The sequence below is a fragment of the Nitrosomonas mobilis genome (genome assembly GCF_900103035.1).
GTDB lineage: Bacteria > Pseudomonadota > Gammaproteobacteria > Burkholderiales > Nitrosomonadaceae > Nitrosomonas > Nitrosomonas mobilis.
In genome coordinates this window covers 30,844-49,359 of the sequence record NZ_FMWO01000030.1, presented here as the reverse complement: position 1 = coordinate 49,359, position 18,516 = coordinate 30,844, and the positions used below count along the sequence as shown (strand labels likewise).

General features: G+C 48.7%; 17 protein-coding genes. 8 read left to right on the top strand and 9 right to left on the bottom strand.

What is annotated here, in order from left to right; translation table 11 throughout:
* Positions 1–21: 21 nt before the first annotated feature.
* Entirely contained in the window at positions 22–804 is a 783-nt protein-coding gene (locus tag NSMM_RS02555) for a class I SAM-dependent DNA methyltransferase (protein ID WP_218120983.1), read from the bottom strand.
* A 512-nt stretch (positions 805–1,316) separates the two neighbouring features.
* Here NSMM_RS02555 and NSMM_RS15495 point away from each other — a divergent pair.
* Positions 1,317–1,487 (top strand): hypothetical protein, encoded by a 171-nt coding sequence (locus tag NSMM_RS15495; protein ID WP_176753828.1) that lies wholly within the window; start codon positions 1,317–1,319, stop codon positions 1,485–1,487.
* 75 nt (positions 1,488–1,562) lie between these two features.
* On the opposite strand, the gene metG is transcribed toward NSMM_RS15495, so the two are convergent.
* The gene (gene metG, locus NSMM_RS02545) at positions 1,563–3,692 is read right to left on the bottom strand and encodes a methionine--tRNA ligase (RefSeq protein WP_090284309.1); all 2,130 of its coding nucleotides are present in this window, start codon (positions 3,690–3,692) and stop codon (positions 1,563–1,565) included.
* Positions 3,693–3,823: 131 nt separating this feature from the next.
* Between metG and apbC the strand changes: the two genes are divergently transcribed.
* From apbC to gatA, 4 genes are read left to right on the top strand one after another with little or no spacing between them, the layout of a single operon-like run.
* Complete coding sequence (apbC, locus tag NSMM_RS02540) at positions 3,824–4,912, top strand: iron-sulfur cluster carrier protein ApbC (protein ID WP_090284308.1); 1,089 nt, start codon at positions 3,824–3,826, stop codon at positions 4,910–4,912.
* Between the two features lie 8 nt (positions 4,913–4,920).
* Complete coding sequence (dcd, locus tag NSMM_RS02535; protein ID WP_090284306.1) at positions 4,921–5,487, top strand: dCTP deaminase; 567 nt, start codon at positions 4,921–4,923, stop codon at positions 5,485–5,487.
* 36 nt (positions 5,488–5,523) lie between these two features.
* A complete protein-coding gene (gatC, locus tag NSMM_RS02530) occupies positions 5,524–5,811 on the top strand; it encodes an Asp-tRNA(Asn)/Glu-tRNA(Gln) amidotransferase subunit GatC (protein WP_090284304.1) in 288 nt (95 codons plus the stop codon).
* Positions 5,812–5,869: 58 nt separating this feature from the next.
* Positions 5,870–7,321 (top strand): Asp-tRNA(Asn)/Glu-tRNA(Gln) amidotransferase subunit GatA, encoded by a 1,452-nt coding sequence (gatA, locus tag NSMM_RS02525; protein WP_090284302.1) that lies wholly within the window; start codon positions 5,870–5,872, stop codon positions 7,319–7,321.
* Between the two features lie 48 nt (positions 7,322–7,369).
* Here gatA and NSMM_RS02520 read toward each other — a convergent pair whose 3' ends face one another.
* Positions 7,370–8,473 carry an alkene reductase gene (locus NSMM_RS02520; protein WP_090284342.1) on the bottom strand — a complete coding sequence of 368 codons (1,104 nt, stop codon included), beginning with the start codon at positions 8,471–8,473 and terminating at the stop codon, positions 7,370–7,372.
* Between the two features lie 170 nt (positions 8,474–8,643).
* On the opposite strand from NSMM_RS02520, the gene gatB reads away from it, so the two are divergent.
* Entirely contained in the window at positions 8,644–10,083 is a 1,440-nt protein-coding gene (gene gatB, locus NSMM_RS02515) for an Asp-tRNA(Asn)/Glu-tRNA(Gln) amidotransferase subunit GatB (protein WP_090284300.1), read from the top strand.
* Positions 10,084–10,133: 50 nt separating this feature from the next.
* On the opposite strand, the gene NSMM_RS15025 is transcribed toward gatB, so the two are convergent.
* The 6 genes from NSMM_RS15025 to NSMM_RS02485 form a co-directional block, all read right to left on the bottom strand.
* Positions 10,134–10,364, bottom strand: a complete 231-nt coding sequence (locus NSMM_RS15025) for a hypothetical protein (RefSeq protein ID WP_143001833.1) — start codon at positions 10,362–10,364, stop codon at positions 10,134–10,136.
* 61 nt (positions 10,365–10,425) lie between these two features.
* Positions 10,426–11,625, bottom strand: coding sequence for an ABC transporter permease (locus NSMM_RS02505; protein WP_090284296.1), 1,200 nt, complete (start codon positions 11,623–11,625; stop codon positions 10,426–10,428).
* Positions 11,622–12,824 (bottom strand): ABC transporter permease, encoded by a 1,203-nt coding sequence (locus NSMM_RS02500; RefSeq protein ID WP_090284294.1) that lies wholly within the window; start codon positions 12,822–12,824, stop codon positions 11,622–11,624. Before NSMM_RS02500 ends, NSMM_RS02505 begins: the two co-directional genes overlap by 4 nt.
* A complete protein-coding gene (locus tag NSMM_RS02495; RefSeq protein WP_090284293.1) occupies positions 12,821–13,504 on the bottom strand; it encodes an ABC transporter ATP-binding protein in 684 nt (227 codons plus the stop codon). The genes NSMM_RS02500 and NSMM_RS02495 overlap by 4 nt, the downstream gene beginning before the upstream one ends.
* On the bottom strand, positions 13,501–14,658 hold the full coding sequence (locus tag NSMM_RS02490; protein WP_090284291.1) for an efflux RND transporter periplasmic adaptor subunit: 1,158 nt from the start codon (positions 14,656–14,658) through the stop codon (positions 13,501–13,503). The genes NSMM_RS02495 and NSMM_RS02490 overlap by 4 nt, the downstream gene beginning before the upstream one ends.
* Positions 14,659–14,682: 24 nt before the next feature.
* A complete protein-coding gene (locus tag NSMM_RS02485; RefSeq protein WP_090284289.1) occupies positions 14,683–15,234 on the bottom strand; it encodes a DUF2062 domain-containing protein in 552 nt (183 codons plus the stop codon).
* A 294-nt stretch (positions 15,235–15,528) separates the two neighbouring features.
* Between NSMM_RS02485 and NSMM_RS02480 the strand changes: the two genes are divergently transcribed.
* Together NSMM_RS02480 and NSMM_RS02475 are read left to right on the top strand one after the other, a co-directional pair.
* Complete coding sequence (locus NSMM_RS02480) at positions 15,529–17,229, top strand: MutS-related protein (protein WP_245654652.1); 1,701 nt, start codon at positions 15,529–15,531, stop codon at positions 17,227–17,229.
* Between the two features lie 162 nt (positions 17,230–17,391).
* On the top strand, positions 17,392–18,495 hold the full coding sequence (locus NSMM_RS02475) for a 3-deoxy-7-phosphoheptulonate synthase (RefSeq protein WP_090284287.1): 1,104 nt from the start codon (positions 17,392–17,394) through the stop codon (positions 18,493–18,495).
* The last annotated feature ends 21 nt before the right edge of the window (positions 18,496–18,516 follow it).

Sequence of the window (18,516 nt, the reverse complement as noted above, 5' to 3'; positions counted from 1 at the left end):
CTAAATGATAAGATTCAAAGTCTACAGCAAAGACTTTTCCGCCAGAAAGTCTAGCGGAACATCGTTGTTCTTCAATCCGGCAACAGCGTAATAGTACAGCGGCAGCCCTTCGGTCGACAGCCTATGTTGATAGCGTTCGATATGATAGATATGCAGATATTCGGAAAAAATCAGTTCGCGAATCAGCCTTGAAAATCCGGTTTTATCACTCTGATCCATGAATGTTTCTTTGATGTTAAAGGCAACCCAGCCGGTTTTTTCAATAATATTAAATGCATTAATAAAAGCTTTTGGGGGGATATCACCAAAACCCAACGCGGCAACAACTGTCATACAGTCAAGGCGCCAGGAGGAGATTTCCTCTTCTTTATCACTATCCAGATTGGTGAAGTCATTAACATAATAAGCATCATAAACATCGGGGCGATCACGAATCATCGCTTCGTATGCTTCATTAATAATGTCGACACCAACCAGTCGGGAAATACCTTGTTTTTTAAGTTCTTCCCCCATCATGCCATTTCCGGCCCCAAGATCGAGGACACGAAGCTCGCTGAGATTCCTTCTGGACTGATCCATCGTAGATTGTAAAATGGAAGCGACTTTACGCGGTGAGCTGCATTTCAACCTATCGTAAAACAATTGCTCATACAAACCCTGAATGCGGTAGATCTCGTGGTAATCATGAAAATGTATTTTTCTCGCTGGTCCTCCTGTTTCTTTCAGGTAAAAATAGGATTCGTCCTGCGCCAAGTCAAAATTATGATTTTTAGGAAACTGGATTCTGTGCTTTTTCTGAATCATTTAGTAGTTTAGTTTAAAAATATTATGTGGAAAGTAAAATGCCATGTTTTAAAGAGGTGTTTTTACAGGCCGGGGTATGAATGTTGCTGACCGTTTACCCCAAACTCGGAATGAGAGTTTCCGAAGCAGATGTCCATTTTAACATAGTCGGTATATCAGCACTCAGCATCAGGCAGCAGCCTAAAACCTGCGGTTTGCAGGGAAAGTTTGAAGATGATTCATGGTGTTTTCAGCAAAGACTTAATATTCAACTTGTAGGATATTTGTTTATTTGTGTTATACAATTCTATACTGCAACATGGTTTAGGGCGTTTCTAAAAAAACTGTATTTCATCTAATGCTTCGTTGCTCATAAAAAATATTACTTATCTGTCAGTTACATGCAGTGCTAAATATTTTTTGTCTGCACTGAGTCTTGCTCGGTTTCATCTGGAGAAAGTTTAGAAGAATGCCGAATTTTTTAGAGCTGCCCTTATTAATTTAAGGTAAATCTAACAAAGGAGCTTAACGTGATGAAATTATCAATATTTGCTGCCACTTTAGTAGCATTAACATTAACCGCTTGTGGAGGTGGTTCAAACATGGGTGATCCAACTGCAAGCAACAAAGACTGTGAGTTTGGCGTAGACGGTAACGGAAACTGCTTGAAAGAAGGGCAGGATCCAACTCAGCTTATGCACTAGTTTTTTGGAGTATCAGCAAGGCAGAAGATCATTCTTTCAGGTGGTCTTCTGCTTTCTGACTGCAGTCGAAATATTTTATTTCACCCGCATTCCCGGCTTAGCACCATCGTCTGGCGCAAGCAGATACAGCCCACTCTTCCCATTGTCGTCACTTGCTGCGAGCACCATCCCTTCCGACAGGCCAAATTTCATTTGGCGCGGAGTTAGATTAGCCACCATTACAGTCAATCTGCCTTCCAACTGCTCAGGTGTATAAGCCGATTTGATGCCGGCAAATACGGTGCGTCGCCCTGATCCGATATCCAGCGTCAATTTCAACAGTTTTTTCGCATCTTCTACCTGTTCGGCACGAATAATACGCGCAATACGTAAATCCACCTTGCTGAAATCTTCGATGGAAATGGTCTCGGCAATGGGGCTGCAGGTATTTTGCAGTTGTTCCTGCGATTGCTGTGCAGCAGCATGCCTGGTCTGGGAATGCGCGCCTGTATCAGGCTCAATAGTCTGTTGATTAGCCGCTACCAAAGCCCTAATTTGCTTGGGGTCAATACGTGTCATAAGGTGTTGATAGGGATTGATCCTGTGTTCAGCAGGTAACAGCATGCCGGATAATGCAGTTGCTGTGGTTTGTGCTTGCCAGTTGCATAATGGAGAATTAAGAAAGTGTTCGATTTTTTCCATCATCGCTGGCAGAACCGGTTTCAGATAGCCAGAGAGTAGATAAAACATCTGGATTCCCAGACTGCAGGCACGATGGAGCTCCTGGCTACGTGCACTATCCTTGGCGATTTCCCATGGTGCCAATTCATGAATCAATTCATTGACTTCATCTGCATATTTCATGATCTGGCGCATGGCTGCGGCAAAATCGCGCGCTTCAAATGCTGCTTCGATGAGATGGGGTTGCCAGTGACCGAAGTGCTGATCAACCATGACTTGCATTTTCTGGTGATTCTCTCCAGCCACTAATTCGCCGTTAAACTGCTTGTGAATGAAACCAGCGCAGCGGCTTGCGATATTGATGTATTTTCCGATCAGATCGGCATTGACGCGTGCGACAAAATCATCCAGATTGAGATCGATGTCTTCCATGGATCCGTTGAGCTTGGCAGCATAATAATAGCGTAACCATTCAGGATTCAGGCCTTGTTGCAAGTAGCTTTCCGCAGTAATGAACGTGCCACGCGACTTACTCATTTTTTCACCATTGACGGTGAGAAACCCATGCGCAAAAATTTGTGTCGGCGTGCGATAACCGGCATTCTTTAGCATCGCCGGCCAGAATAAGGCATGAAAATACAAAATATCCTTGCCAATGAAATGATAAAGCTCAGTAGTAGAATTTTCTTGCCAGTACTCGTCAAAATCCAGTCCCTGTTGCTGACAAAGATTTTTGAAGCTACCCATGTAACCCACTGGCGCATCCAGCCAGACATAAAAATATTTGCCGTTTTCACCCGGAATTTCAAAACCAAAATATGGTGCATCACGTGAAATATCCCAGTCGGAAAGCTTGTTTTCCCCAGCATCTCCCAACCATTCGCGCATTTTGTTGGCAGCTTCTGGTTGCAGATGGTCTGCTTCACGTGTCCATTGCCGCAAAAAATCAACACAGCGACTATCTGATAAATTGAAGAAGAAATGCCGGGATGCTTTTTTAACCGGAGTGGCACCCGAGATAGCGGAATATGGGTTCTTCAGTTCCGTGGGAGTATAAGCTGCACCACAGGCTTCACAAGAATCGCCATACTGATTGGCAGCGCTACATTTTGGGCATTCTCCTTTGACATAGCGATCCGGCAGAAAAATATTTTTGACCGGATCAAATAACTGATCGATGTCGCGTACACTGATCAGGCCTGCAGCCTTCAGCCGCTGGTAGATTGCTTCGGCGTATTCGCGTGTCTCAGGGGAGTGCGTGCTGTAATAATTGTCGAAGTGAATATGAAAGCCGGTAAAATCACGTAAGTGCTCACCGTGTACACGAGCGATCAAGGTTTCAGGCGTCACGCCTTCTTTCTCGGCGCGCAGCATGATCGGTGTGCCGTGGGTATCATCCGCACATACGTAATGCACGGTTTGCCCGCGCATCTTCTGGAAGCGTACCCAGATATCCGTCTGGATATATTCAACCAGATGGCCGAGATGAATGCTGCCGTTCGCATAAGGTAATGCGGAAGTTACGAGAATTTTACGTCTGGTCATAGCAGGCCGGTTTAGTTAGAATCGTCAGTCAGAAGCGTTATCATGCGGTGATTGTAACAAACAACTGAAAACAACATCGTCGCCCGATATTTGCTAACATCCATCATTTACTATATTTAGGAAAATCTGACTTGGTTATTACGCGTCCGCAAATCGAAACTGCGCTCAAGACAATCATCGACCCCGTCACCAACGAAGACTACATCACCAGTAAGGCGCTATGTGACATTCAAATCAAGCAAAATGATGTTACCGTTATGATTGAGCTGGGCTATCCGGCCAGAAGCGTGCTGGAAACAATAAGACAGCAAGTTAAACAAGCCTTGCAGGCCATTCCGGGTATTGGCGCCATATCTGTCCGGGTTGACATCAATATTGATGCACATAGTGCACAACGCAGCCTGAAACTGCTTCCAGGCGTCAAGAACATTATTGCGGTTGCTTCCGGCAAGGGAGGAGTCGGCAAATCGGCAACTGCAGTTAATCTTGCGTTGGCGCTTGCTGCCGAAGGTGCGACGGTCGGGCTGTTGGATGCTGATATTTACGGACCATCCCAGCCGCAAATGCTGGGGGTCACCGATCGTCCTGATTCGCCTGACGGAAAAACTATCGAGCCAATCCGGGTGCATGGTATTCAGATGATGTCGATTGGCCTTTTGATTGACGTTGAGACTCCAATGGTCTGGCGTGGTCCGATGGTTACGCAAGCGCTACAGCAGTTACTTAACGATACCCGTTGGCAGGATCTGGATTATCTGGTCATCGATCTGCCGCCCGGTACTGGCGACATTCAGCTCACGCTTGCGCAAAAAATACCGGTGACTGGAGCAGTCATTGTCACGACACCTCAAGACATCGCACTACTCGACGCGCGCAAGGGGCTGAAGATGTTTGAAAAGGTTGGTATTCCGATTCTGGGAATCGTTGAAAATATGAGCCTGCATACTTGCTCACAATGTGGTCACACCGAACCGATTTTTGGTACGGGTGGAGGCGAAAAAATGTGCCGGGATTACAACGTTGAATTGCTTGGCAGTCTGCCACTTGATATCAGAATCCGCGAGCATACCGATTCCGGCAAACCAACTGTGGCTGCGGAACCGGATAGCCAGATCAGTGAAATCTATCGGTTGATCGCACGCCGGGTTGCTGCCAGGATCTCACGGCTCACCAAGGATAACTCGGCGGTTTTCGCCCAGATTATCATGGAAGACGACTGAGAACCGGCATGACGATCAAGTCCGACAAATGGATTCGAAAAATGGCTGCCGAATTTGGCATGATCGAGCCATTCGAGCCTTACCAGATCAAGCAGAAGAATGGCTGCAGTATCGTTTCTTATGGTACGTCAAGCTATGGTTACGATATTCGCTGCTCGGACGAGTTTAAGCTGTTCACCAACCTCAATTCTACAATTGTCGATCCGAAATGCTTTGATTCAAACTCGTTCGTGGACGTCAAGGGCGATATCTGTATTATTCCGCCCAACTCGTTCGCCCTGGCGCGTACCGTAGAATATTTTCGTATTCCGCGCAACATTCTGACGATCTGCCTTGGTAAATCGACCTATGCACGTTGTGGCATCATCGTCAATGTCACGCCATTCGAGCCGGAATGGGAAGGTTATGTCACTCTGGAATTTTCCAATACTACTCCGCTGCCAGCTAAAATTTATGCCAACGAAGGTGTCGCACAGGTCATTTTTTTTGAATCTGATGAGGTTTGTGAAACATCCTACAAGGACCGTAGTGGTAAATACCAGTTTCAGCAGGGCGTTACCTTACCCAAAATATAGTCTTCAGAATGATCCTACAATCTTCAATTGAAAAAAATGACGCTATCCATTGATGACATCAAACGTACCGCTAAGCTTGCGCAGATTGAAACCAGCGAGCTGGAAGCGCAGCAGACACTGAAGCAGTTATCCGCCATTTTCGATCTGATCGCACAAATGCAGCAGGTCGACACGACTGGCGTTGATCCCATGAGCCATGCGCAGGACATGGTGCAACGCCTGCGGGAGGACCAGGTTACGGAAACCGACCAGCATCAGTTGTTTCAGTCCATTGCCCCCCAGGTTGAAGCAGACCTCTATCTGGTGCCTAAAGTAATTGAATAGTATTTGAGCCTCTAAGTTTTCTTTCCACAATATTATCCTGATTTATTGATCGACCACCATGCTCAATGCCAGTCTCAAGCAATTATCCGCATTACTCGCTGCACAAAAAATTTCCAGTGCCGAGTTGACTCAGATTTTTATAGATCGTACCAAAGCCCTCAATCCGAAACTCAATGCTTTTATTACGCTGGATGAGGAAAAAAGCTTGACTCGGGCAAAACAAGCAGACGAAATGCTGGCTTCTGGGCGGAGCACGCCGCTCACCGGCATACCGATCGCCCAAAAGGATATTTTTTGCGCTCAGGGCTGGCTGACTACCTGCGGTTCAAAAATGCTGTCCAACTTTGTATCTCCCTACGATGCGACCGTGGTGGCGCGACTTAATCAGGCGGGCATGGTAAATCTGGGTAAGACCAACATGGACGAATTTGCGATGGGCTCTAGTAACGAGACTTCTTATTACGGGCCAGTCAAAAACCCCTGGGATGTTGCTGCTGTGCCCGGCGGCAGTTCTGGAGGTTCTGCCAGTGCAGTTGCTGCCAGAATGGCCCCTGCAGCTACAGGTTCGGATACCGGAGGTTCTATTCGTCAACCAGCCGCATTTTGTGGCATCAGTGGTATCAAACCTACTTATGGTTTGGTCTCGCGTTACGGCATGATCGCATTTGCCTCCAGCTTCGATCAGGGTGGCCCGATGGCGAAATCAGCGGAAGATCTGGCACTGTTGTTGAACGCTATGGTCGGATTTGATGAGCGTGATTCGACCAGCTTGCAACGTGAACCAGAAGATTACACCCGTGCGCTTGAGAAACCTGTCAATCAGTTACGTATTGGGTTGCCACGGGAGTTTTTCAGCGAGGGGCTGAGCGCCGATGTCGCCCGTGCCATCGAAGCGGCCTTTGCAGAATATCGCAAGCTGGGCGTAACATTCGTAGATATTTCCCTACCAGTCAGCAATCTTGCCATACCGGTCTATTATGTTCTGGCACCTGCCGAAGCCTCAAGCAACCTTTCGCGTTTTGATGGCGTGCGTTATGGTCATCGTGCAGCCGAATACCGTGATCTTGAGGACATGTACAGTAAAACCCGTTCGCAGGGATTTGGCGCGGAAGTCAAGCGCCGAATCCTGATCGGTACGTATGTGTTGTCACATGGTTACTATGATGCCTATTACTTGAAAGCACAAAAATTGCGTCGCCTGATCGCCAATGATTTTCAGGAAGCATTCAAGCAATGTGATCTGATCATGGGACCAACTTCACCCGCTGTCGCTTTCGATCTTGGTGAAAAAAATGACGACCCCATCCAGATGTACCTGTCGGATATTTACACCAGTGGCGTCAATCTGGCCGGATTGCCTGGTATGTCGATTCCTGTCGGGTTTGGTGAGAAGAACCGGCCAGTGGGACTGCATATAGTTGGCAACTATTTCCAGGAGTCCCTCATGATGAATGTCGCGCATGCCTATCAGCAGGTGACTGACTGGCATCAGCGCGAGCCTGCTATCTAAGTCCCCATCTTTTTTTCATAATAGGCCGCCGATCTTGCCTCTGGTCACTTATTCCAGTGCAGGGTAATCGGTGTAACCGTGTGCATCGCCTCCATAAAAAGTGGCGGGATCAGGCAGGTTTAGCACGGTATTTTCACGCAAGCGTCGTGGCAGATCGGGATTGGCAATGAATGACCTGCCAAAAGCTACGGCATCTGCCTGATTACCAGCAACCGCATCGATTGCCATGGTTCGGTCATAGCCATTGTTGACTATCCACGTGCCGGGAAATGATCCGCGCATGGCAGCATAATCAAACGGTTGTGGATTGCGCTCGCCCCCTGTTTCACCTTCAATGACGTGGACAAAAGCAATCTCCAATTCCGCAAGACGTGCCACTACTCGATTGAATAAGGTCTGAGGGTTGCTGTCAGCAATATCGCCAAATGAAGTCAATGGCGACAGTCGTACACCGACTCGATCAGCACCTATCGCATCGGCTGCGGCCTCACAGACTTCTGACAATAACCGGATACGATTTTCGATATTGCCACCATATGCATCATTCCGCTGATTGGTACGATCACGCAAGAATTGATCCAGTAAATAGCCGTTGGCCGCATGAATTTCGACACCATCGAATCCGGCTTCTTTGGCATTGTTCGCTGCTTGTCGATACGTTTCAACTAAAGTTGGAATTTCACTCAAAGCCAGCGCTCGCGGCATGGAAACATCGACAAACCCTCCTGCGGCAAAAACCTGGGCATTGGCACGAATTGCCGAGGGCGCAACCGGCGCCTGACCATTAGGTTGCAATGAAGTATGGGAAATACGGCCTACATGCCACAGTTGCAGTACAATTCGCCCCCCCTTGGCATGAACAGCGGCGGTTATTCTCTTCCAACCAGCGATTTGCTCGGAGGAATGAATTCCTGGTGTGGCACTATATCCCTGCCCCTCGGGGCAAATCTGCGTGGCCTCGCTGATGATCAGACCAGCGGTCGCGCGCTGGGCATAATATTTGGCCATAAGATCGGTAGGCACATTGTCGGCACCGGCACGATTACGGGTCAGCGGCGCCATTATTACGCGGCTGGGTAATTCTATTGCACCCACACGTATTGGTGTAAACAATACTTCATCATTCTGATTAATGATATTTTGATCTTTCATGAATATCCCTTCGAGTTTTCCAAGATTGGCTTTTCTATTTTTTCGTTTGAAAATAGGAATGAAATACTGTACGCTCGCAGCCACTTAACATTTCATATGCTACATGCACGCCAGGTTATTACCGATATTCGCAGGTAGGTAAAAAAGAAATAAATAAGGATACAAATAATATGCAATGGGAAATTGTCATCGGTCTTGAAGTACATACGCAGCTTTCAACTCAGTCCAAAATTTTTTCAGGGGCTTCCATTGCATACGGCGCACCACCCAATACTCAGGCCTGCGCGGTAGATTTGGCGCTGCCAGGCGTACTGCCAGTGCTGAACAGGAGTGCGGTCGAGCTGGCAATACGCTTTGGACTCGCAATTAATGCCAGAATCAATTCGCCGTCCATTTTTGCACGCAAAAATTATTTTTATCCGGATTTACCGAAAGGCTATCAAATCAGCCAGCTCGATTATCCCATTGTCGAGGGAGGGCACGTCAAAGTTTTATTGGCTGATGGTGAAAAAACTATTCGGCTGACACGCGCGCATCTGGAAGAAGATGCCGGTAAATCGCTGCATGAGGATTTCCACGGCATGACCGGGATCGATCTGAACCGTGCAGGCACACCTTTGCTGGAAATCGTTTCCGAGCCAGATATGCGCAGCAGCGCCGAAGCTGTTGTCTATGCCAAATCTCTGCATTCTCTGGTACGCTGGATAGGTATCTGCGATGGCAATATGCAGGAAGGCTCGTTCCGTTGTGATGCCAACGTCTCGGTACGGCCGAAAGGAACGGAAAAGCTCGGTACCCGTTGTGAAATTAAGAACCTCAACTCTTTCCGCTTTCTGGAGAAAGCGATCGATTACGAAGTTGCCAGGCAAATCGATATTCTGGAAGATGGTGGACGCATCATTCAGGAAACGCGGTTATATGATTCGACAAAGGATGAGACTCGTAGTATGCGCAGCAAGGAAGAGGCACATGACTACCGCTATTTTCCTGATCCGGATCTATTGCCGGTAATCATTCCTGATGAATGGATCAACCGTATTCGACAGGAATTGCCAGAATTGCCTGAAGCTCGACACAATCGTTACTGCCAGGAGTTGGGGTTATCTGATTATGACGCGGCTGTGTTGACTGGCAATCGCGAAATTTCCAATTATTTCGAACAGGTTCTTGCTGCATTACCCGATCAAAGCAAGCTTTGTGCAAACTGGGTGATGGGAGAAGTCAGTAAGCGACTGAATCAGGAGAGCATCGAGATCAGCGAGTGTCCAGTCGGCAGCCAGCAATTGGCGGGTTTATTGATGCGTGTAGCCGATGGTACGCTCTCTGGCAAGATTGCCAGAACCGTTTTTGACGATTTATGGGAAGGCAGTGGCAATAGTGCAGACGAGATTATCGCTGCCAAGGGATTGAGCCAGATATCCGACAATACACTAATCGAAAAAATGATCGACGATGTTTTGGTGGCACATCCCCAGCTGGTAACGGATTTCCGTGCCGGCAAGGAAAAGGCTTTCAATGCACTGGTTGGCCAGATCATGAAACTGTCCAAAGGCCAGGCAAACCCTGTACAGGTGAATGTTGTTCTCAGGAACAAACTCGAAAACCAATAAATCCTAGCCATGGCTTTTTAGCGGCCTGGCTATTGGTTTCTGTGAAACCTTTATTTTGCTGCGCAAAACCACTTGCCACCATCACTACCATCCCTGGATTTGTGGTGATTACGACTTTTATATCCAATATAGAACGGCTGGCTATCGATCCGGCCACCATCGATAAACTTACTGAACAAACTTTCAATCCAGATCAACAAAATATCAGTTTTTCGCGGCATCTTGTTCTGATGGCATTGTTCTATTAGCAGCTTATCGCGAGCGTATTGCTTCTGTTTCATTTTTATAAAATTCTTGAGCTTAAATTTCTAGATATGCCCTTTAGAAACTCCCTTGAGAACTTTATTCATTTCGCAGCGCATCCACTGGATTCAGTCTTGCCGCACGTATCGCGGGCACGATCCCGGCGGCAAGGCCGATAAAGCCGGATAAAATCAGTGCGGTGAGTACATATAACCAGTGAATACTGACAGGCAGGTCACTTACCAGCCACTTTATGAGAGATGCCAGCAGTGTGCCAAAGCTTAGGCCAATCGCGCCGCCAACTGTGGCGAGCAGGGTGGATTCCAGCAGGAATATCAGTCGAATACGCACGGGAGTAGCACCAAGGGCGTTGAGCAGACCGATTTCGGCAACCCGTTCCGTCACTGCGATATGCATGAGTGTAATCATGCCGACTGCGCCAACCAGCAAGGAAATCCCACCCAGCGCCGCCACGGCGAAGGTTAAAACATTCAGCACAGTAGAGAGGGTACTCAACATCTGCTGTTGCGGGGTCAATGTGAAATCTTCCCGCCCATGGCGTTTGATCAGAATTTGTTTGATGTCGGAGATAACTTTATTCAGTTCAGCATCCGGTGGATAAACTATCTGGATTTCCATCACACCTTCGCGGTTGAATACTTCCAGTGCGCGAGCAGTGGGTATATAAACCGTATCATCGAGATCAAAACCCAATACCTGGCCCTTGGGTGCCATTACGCCGATGACGCGAAAACGAGCGCCGCCAACCTGTAATACCGAGCCGAGCGGGTTGATCGTGCCATAAAGCTCCTCGTGAACTTTCGCTCCCAGCACGGCAAAGGCACGCGGCGTGCGTGGATCATCCTCCGGCAGGAATGCACCGATGGCGACCTGCATATTGAAAGCCTTATCGAAGTCCGGTCCTTGTCCGTAAACCGTCACCCGCCGACTGCGGCCGTTGGCGCGTATTTCTGCGTTACCAGTCACGGTGGCATTGGTATAGACCGCATAATGTGATGTCTGTAGCGCCAGCGAGTCTTCAATCGTCAGCAAGCGAGCGCTGCCAATTGCGCCCGCCGGCGAACCCCTGGCATCGGTTTTTCCAGGATTGATATTCAGAATATTGGTACCAAATTGGGTAAATTCGGCCAGGACAAACCGCTGGATACCTTCTCCAATCGCAGTCAACAAAATGACTGCGGCCATTCCGATGGCTATGCCAGAAGTAGATAGCAGCGTGCGCAGTGGATTGCTGATCAGGGCATTCCAGGCATAGCGAAAGGTATCGAGCAAACTCATCGTTTATTGAGCGCCTGAACTGGGTCCAGTCTGGCTGCTCGTGCTGCAGGCAGTAATCCGGCAAGCGTACCGACCAGAATTGCAACGGCAATACCTGCAAAATTTGCCCAGATCGGTGGCCATGCAGGTAATTGCGGGTAAGCGATGCGCAGCAACAGGCTGCCGGCCTGTCCAAGCGCAAAACCCAGGATGGCCCCTGCAACCGACAACAGGATAGCTTCGGTCAGAAAAACTAGCCTGATGGTCAGGGCAGGCGTGCCGATTGCCTTGAGCAGACCAATTTCCCCTGTGCGTTGACTGACAGCTACTAGCATCACGTTCATTACCAGTATTCCTGCTACCAGCAGGCTGATGATGGCAATGCCGGCCACACCCAATGTCAGCGCGTGCAAAATTCGGTCGAATGTTGCCAGTACCGCATCCTGAGTAATGACGGTCACATCGTCCTCACCATTATGGCGACGAACAATAGTTTCGTGGATGGCCGCCTTGGTTGCTTCGATTTCACTGCGATGCCGGGCTTCAACCATCAGTCTGAAAAGTGAGTGAGTATTGAATAAGGCCTGTGCGTGCTGTACTGGAATAATGACAATTTCATCACTATTGAATCCCATTGATTCACCCTGCATCGCGAGGATGCCTGCTACCAGAAAGCGCCGATCACCCAGTCGAACACGTTGCCCCAAAGCATTGCCATCCGGAAAAAAATCTTGTGCCAGCTTGTCGCCCAATATAATTTGTGCGCTGTTCTCGAAAATGCCCGCGATAATATTGCCCTGTACCAGCCGCATATGCCGGATCGGCAGTATTTCAGCGCTACTGCCGAGTACGGTGACTTCACGTAATACGCCAGCGGCAGAAAGTTCCGCTACGCCAACATTGAGTGGTGCATAGCGTCTTACTTGGGGCAGCCGTCCGACCCAGCGGGCATCATCCAGTGTGAGATCCCGCGGTGTTTGACCAAGTGCGGCGCCTGGAAAACCACCAGCGGTTTCAGCGCGCCCGGGCAATACAATGATCAGATTGGTCCCGATTGATGAGAACTGATTAATGACATAACGGCGCGCACCATCGCCCAGTGCTGTCAGTACGATCACGGCAGCGACGCCCAGCGCCATTGCCAGCATGATCAGCATAGAGCGAGTAGGGTAGCTGCGCAGGGTTTTTACGGCAAATAGCAAGGTATCTTGCGCTCTCATTGCTTTTCATTTCGTGTATCACTTTCGATCCGACCATCACGCATGCCAATTTTGCGCTGCGCGCGCAGACCGAGTTCACGATCATGGGTGACAATGAGAAGTGTAGTGCCGCCTTGATGCAGCGCCTCCAGTAAGGCCATTACTTCCGCGCCGATTCGATGGTCGAGATTGCCTGTGGGCTCATCCGCGAGGATAGCGGTCGGACGCATGATGGTCGCCCGGGCAATCGCCACGCGCTGACGCTGCCCGCCTGATAGCTCGGCTGGGCGATGCTGCGCACGGTCACTAAGATTAAACGATTGCAGCGTCTCCAGGACGCGGGTTTTGCGTTCACTGAGCGGTATGCCGCTCAGAGTCAGGGGCAACTCAATATTTTCGGCGGCAGTCATGCGCGGGACCAGATGAAACGACTGAAAAACAAAACCGATTTTTTCCCGACGAACTTTCGCCTGCTCGGTTTCACTCAAATCTGTGACATTTTTCCCATTCAGCAGGTATTGCCCGCTATCTGGACGGTCTAGTAGACCGATAACGTTTAATAGCGTTGATTTTCCCGAGCCAGATGGCCCCATGATGGAAACATATTCGCCCGGCAGTATCGTCAGATCAACCTGATCCAATGCACGAACCGCCTGTTCCCCCATGTAAAAAATTCGACTGATAGCTGCTAATTGAATCATGGCTGTAAAGGTTTGGCGATTATCCGGGTGCCAGCGGTAACGGTCCCATCATCTGCTTCCAGTAATACCTGATCGCCTTCACTGAGTCCTTCAAGAATCTCTGTGTATACCCAATTGGCCAGTCCTGTTATCAGCTTGCGCTCTTCCAGTCGGTTATCTGTTCCAACCACCAGCACCTTGTTGCCCTGACGAATCACCCGGGTAGGAATGCGTAACACCGCTTCATGGCGTTGCGTGATGACTTCGACATCAGCACTGTAGCCAACCAATAGCATGATGTTGGTATCCAGATCGATAAATTCGGCTTCGACCTCTACGGTACGTGCCTGTTTTTCGATTTCAGTCACGTAAGGGGCAATTCGGCGCACTTTCCCTGCGAACGTTTTCTGCGTGATGGCATCAAGCGTGATACGCGCGGGTTGTCCCACTTGTATTTTGGGCGCATCAACCTCATCCATCGGGGCGCTGACATATAAACAGGAATCATCAATCAGATCGATAGCCGGAGGAGTAGGGATGCCTTGCGGTGACGGGGTAACGTATTCGCCAAGCTCTCCCGTCACTTGCGCAATAATCCCTGCAAATGGCGCGACCAGAACCGTGCGTTCCAGATTGGCGGAAATCACCGACATTTGTGCTTGCGCACGGCTGACATCGGCTGCAGCTGCTGCACAGGCTGCCTGGCGTGATTCGGCTGCCGCTCGCGTATCGTCAGCGTGTTGCGGGCTGACAAATCCTTTTGTAACCAGTTGCTGGGTTCTCCTGAATTCCCGCTCTGCATTCTTGGCCAGAATACAGGCTTCCTGCTTTCTGTTTTTGGCAGTTATATGTTGCTGCTTTGCCAATTCATATTGCGCCTCCAGATCAGTATTCCACAGCTTCAGCAAAACCTGTCCTGGCACAACCCGGTCGCCCTCTCTGGCCGGTAAACTGATGATCTGCCCGCCTGCGGCTGGGGATAATCTTGATCTTCGGCAAGGCTTAACCGTGCCTGCGCGTGTATTGACCACAGTGGCTTCAACTACACCGCGTTTCACTGCTGCCAGTTCGACTTCCTGCTGATCTTCCGGCCATATTGCCCAGCCTGCGTAAACCAGTGTGGCGGCAAATAGCAGTATGACTGCTGTACGTGTTATTTTTTTAATGCGAAACATTGATAATCCGTATATCTTGCGGTTTCATTTCTGTTGGCGGGCGCGCTTGCGCCGAGCATGAATAATATAGATGCGCCACGCAACTCTGACCAGCATATAACCACACATTGCCAGCAAGGATGCGAGCAGCACCAAACCGGTAATCAGGGGTTTGCCATAGGTTGTCAGATATTCCGTCAGGATGGGTAACCATTCAGAAATATTTTTATCCAGCAGGGCCGGATCAAGCATTTGCAGGTTGTCAAGTTCGCTGCCGGTTACCCATCTACCCAGCGTAAAAGCCAGTAGATACAACGGTACGATAGTTAAGGGGTTGGAATAGAGAGTAACAAAAGCAGCAAGTGGCAAGTTAACTTTAAACAATACGGAAAATAATGTTGCGAAGAAGAATTGTACCGGATTGCTGCCCGGAATCAGGCCGGCAAATAGCCCGGCAGCTACGCCACCCGCTACCGAGCGACGATGTAAGTGCCAGAGGTTGGGGTGATGTAGCAAAGTGCCAAAGCATCTGACAAAACGATTTTGTCGGATGCTTTCGTGAGAAGGTAGGTGTTTTTTAAGAAATTTACGCGGCACGGAGAAATAGTTGGTGTTGTGGTGTCTAGGAAAAATTAGGTTGGGAAATTTCTGCTATCGCGCAGTTGTCCGATAAAAACCGGTAAAATCAGTATAAGAGTGCCCTTAAAAATTCAGAGTTCTAAGCAAGACCAGACGCGAATAAAAAATGTTTATGCAGCATACAATTTATATATGTAAGGAAACATTTTTTGTGAGCAACGAGGTATTTATTGTGACGAAATATAGATTTTTAGAGATTCTCATAAGCTGATCTGCGGGTGTAAACAAAATAAATCAAGGATACAAATTATCATGGCTTTCTGCGAACCAAAGCAATACGTGCCATCCAGCAATGATACACAGCCACCCAGTGAAATGTTTATTTGGCGGGCAAGTTTCATTTTGTCTCCTGACAAGCGACCAGCGCAAGTGCGTGATTCGCAGCCAAGTCTGGAGGATTATGGTGTGGTGGATACGCGAACCTTTGCGGCTATTGAAGCAGATGCCTTGTTTGCGGAGATCAATTATGCCAAAACACATATTGGACAATGTGTGCTTTATCGGTCACTGGCCAGACCAGTCATCGATACCGGCATGTTACAAACCAAGCAGCAGGCGCTAAGAGAAATAGCGGAAAATCCAGATTTACGCCAAAAACTGGAGCACTATCTTGTTTCCATGGCAGCGAATGAGGCTTCGCTTTATCATTTTCTTTATGGTGAATTTGCGGGTGGGCTGACTACGGATAAGCCGAAGGAAAGCACTGATAAACTGGAATTTGGTGGATATGGTTATCGCCAATTTATCGATGCAACCCAATTTGCGGTGGATCTGACAGAAGACGCAAAGGACCTGCCAATGCCAGAAAGCATGTACTTACGCGAATTGATGCAAGCCATACATGAATTCGGGGAATCTCGAACCTTTGCCCTGATGCGCGGACCAATTTACGTTTCTGATGGAAAATTTCTAACCGGAGATGAAAAACCACGTTTGCAGCCCATCGCACGTTTTCGTCCTTCCATACTCAAGTGGCTGCCGATTTCGGTTACGCTCGCCATCGTGCTGGGACTACTCTATTTCTTTCAGACAATGTTGGTTGAGCTGGGCGCCAGTTATATAGGTTATGGACTTCTGGTGCTTGCTATTCCGGTTTTGCCTATCATTGTGCAAGCCGTAAGTGCAACCGATCGTGATCATATTATTTATCCATTACAAAAGATATTTCGTAAAAGCAGGGAATTGGCAAAATCGATGGAGGCGCTGGGGATGCTCGATGAGTTGTTGGCTTTACACACACATGCTCAAACTTCGACTGGCAGTATGGTATTGCCGCATATAAAGGCGGATGGCCATCATCAATTGACTGCGAGCAATGCACGCAACCCTTTGCTGGCACGCACCCACTCTGACTACGTACCGAACGATATCCGACTAGATGCAACTCACCGCCTGCTGATCGTAACTGGACCAAATAGTGGCGGCAAAACTGCTTATTGCAAAACTGTGGCACAGATTCAGTTGCTGGGTCAGGCCGGGGCCTATGTGCCTGCTACCGAGGCGAGTCTGGTACCAGCCGAGCATATTTACTATCAGGTTCCCGATCCTGGTCAGTTGGATGAAGGAATGGGACGGTTTGCGCATGAACTGAAACAAACTCGCGAAATTTTCTTCAATTCGACACCACGCAGCCTGGCGATACTGGATGAACTGGCGGAAGGAACGACTTTTGAAGAAAAAATGACGCTGTCGGAATACGTGCTGAAAGGATTTCATCAATTGGGAGCGACCACTATTCTGGTCACACACAACCATGAGTTGTGTGAGCGCCTGCAGAAAGAGAATATTGGCGATTATCTGCAGGTTGAGTTCGGCGAGCAAGGGCCAACTCATCGATTGATACCGGGCGTGTCGCAGGTCAGTCATGCCGATCGGATTGCTAGTGCGTTGGGGTTCAGCAAAGAAGATGTCGAAAAACATCTGGCCTCATTAGAAGGCGAGGCTGCGAAGTGACCGGGAATTATTAGTCGTTACGGCTGCCTGAAGTGGGAAGATAGCGGTAAAATTGCATGTTGAGTACATCTAAATCATGAAACGATTAATGACAAGCCGCTATTACTGCCACGCCTTCTTATTCCAAATAGCTGTGGTCAATCAAAAAATCAGGGAATTGTTGTGAAATATCAGACTGACGATCTGCGCATCATTGGTATGCACGAGTTGACACCACCAGTAGAGCTGCACCGTGAATATCCACTCAACGAACAGGCAACGGAGGTTGTTTTTCAGGCACGACAGGCGTGCCACCGTATTTTGCGTGGTGAGGATGACCGGTTGCTGGTCGTCTGTGGCCCGTGCTCGATCCATGATGTGGATGCTGCGCTGGAGTATGCCTCGCGTCTGAATCATCTCCGCCATGAACTCAAGGATCAGCTGGAAATCATCATGCGCGTTTATTTTGAAAAGCCGCGCACCACCATCGGTTGGAAAGGATTGATCAATGATCCTGATCTTGATAACAGTTTCCATATCAACAAGGGTTTGCGGCTTGCCCGCAAACTGTTGCTGGATTTGAATAATATCGGCGTGCCTGCTGCTACCGAATTTCTGGACCTGATCAGCCCGCAATATGTTGCTGATCTGATCAGCTGGGCGGCAATTGGTGCGCGTACCACCGAAAGCCAGGGACACCGTGAGCTGGCATCCGGAGTTTCCTGCCCAGTCGGATTCAAGAATGGTACTTTTGGTAATTTGAATATTGCTATTGACGCCATTCGGGCGGCATCTCATCCGCATAATTTTCTATCGGTAACCAAAGCAGGGCATACCGCGATTTTTGCAACTCGGGGGAATGAAGATTGCCATATTATTTTGCGCGGTGGACAAGCGCCCAATTACGATGCCGAAAGCGTTGCCATGGCGATGGAAGCGTTAATTAATGCACATTTGCCGCCTTATCTGATGGTGGATTGCAGTCACGCTAACAGTTATAAGGATTATCGGCGTCAGCCAGAAGTGGCGGCCGATATTGCCCGCCAGATTGGGCAAGGCAACCCAGCCATTGTCGGCATCATGATCGAAAGTCATTTACAGGCAGGGAGGCAGGACATCGCTGATAAAAAACTGGAAGAGCTCATATATGGGCAGAGTATTACCGATGGCTGCATTGGTTTTGATGCCACTGAACAAGTGCTGTATCGACTGGCCGAAGCGGTGACGCAGCGACGCCAGCATTCTGATAACACTAGCAGTGCATCTGCCAGTAATTTTGTTGTATAACCGTAAGATTAGCTTTCATAC

Excerpts from the sequence above, each read along its gene's own strand:
- NSMM_RS02555 (WP_218120983.1), bottom strand. The coding sequence starts at position 804 with ATGATTCAGAAAAAGCACAGAATCCAGTTTCCTAAAAATCATAATTTT.
- NSMM_RS15495 (WP_176753828.1), top strand. The coding sequence starts at position 1,317 with ATGAAATTATCAATATTTGCTGCCACTTTAGTAGCATTAACATTAACC.
- metG (WP_090284309.1), bottom strand. The coding sequence starts at position 3,692 with ATGACCAGACGTAAAATTCTCGTAACTTCCGCATTACCTTATGCGAAC.
- dcd (WP_090284306.1), top strand. The coding sequence starts at position 4,921 with ATGACGATCAAGTCCGACAAATGGATTCGAAAAATGGCTGCCGAATTT.
- gatC (WP_090284304.1), top strand. The coding sequence starts at position 5,524 with ATGACGCTATCCATTGATGACATCAAACGTACCGCTAAGCTTGCGCAG.
- gatA (WP_090284302.1), top strand. The coding sequence starts at position 5,870 with ATGCTCAATGCCAGTCTCAAGCAATTATCCGCATTACTCGCTGCACAA.
- NSMM_RS02520 (WP_090284342.1), bottom strand. The coding sequence starts at position 8,473 with ATGAAAGATCAAAATATCATTAATCAGAATGATGAAGTATTGTTTACA.
- gatB (WP_090284300.1), top strand. The coding sequence starts at position 8,644 with ATGCAATGGGAAATTGTCATCGGTCTTGAAGTACATACGCAGCTTTCA.
- NSMM_RS15025 (WP_143001833.1), bottom strand. The coding sequence starts at position 10,364 with ATGAAACAGAAGCAATACGCTCGCGATAAGCTGCTAATAGAACAATGC.
- NSMM_RS02505 (WP_090284296.1), bottom strand. The coding sequence starts at position 11,625 with ATGAGTTTGCTCGATACCTTTCGCTATGCCTGGAATGCCCTGATCAGC.
- NSMM_RS02500 (WP_090284294.1), bottom strand. The coding sequence starts at position 12,824 with ATGAGAGCGCAAGATACCTTGCTATTTGCCGTAAAAACCCTGCGCAGC.
- NSMM_RS02495 (WP_090284293.1), bottom strand. The coding sequence starts at position 13,504 with ATGATTCAATTAGCAGCTATCAGTCGAATTTTTTACATGGGGGAACAG.
- NSMM_RS02490 (WP_090284291.1), bottom strand. The coding sequence starts at position 14,658 with ATGTTTCGCATTAAAAAAATAACACGTACAGCAGTCATACTGCTATTT.
- NSMM_RS02480 (WP_245654652.1), top strand. The coding sequence starts at position 15,529 with ATGGCTTTCTGCGAACCAAAGCAATACGTGCCATCCAGCAATGATACA.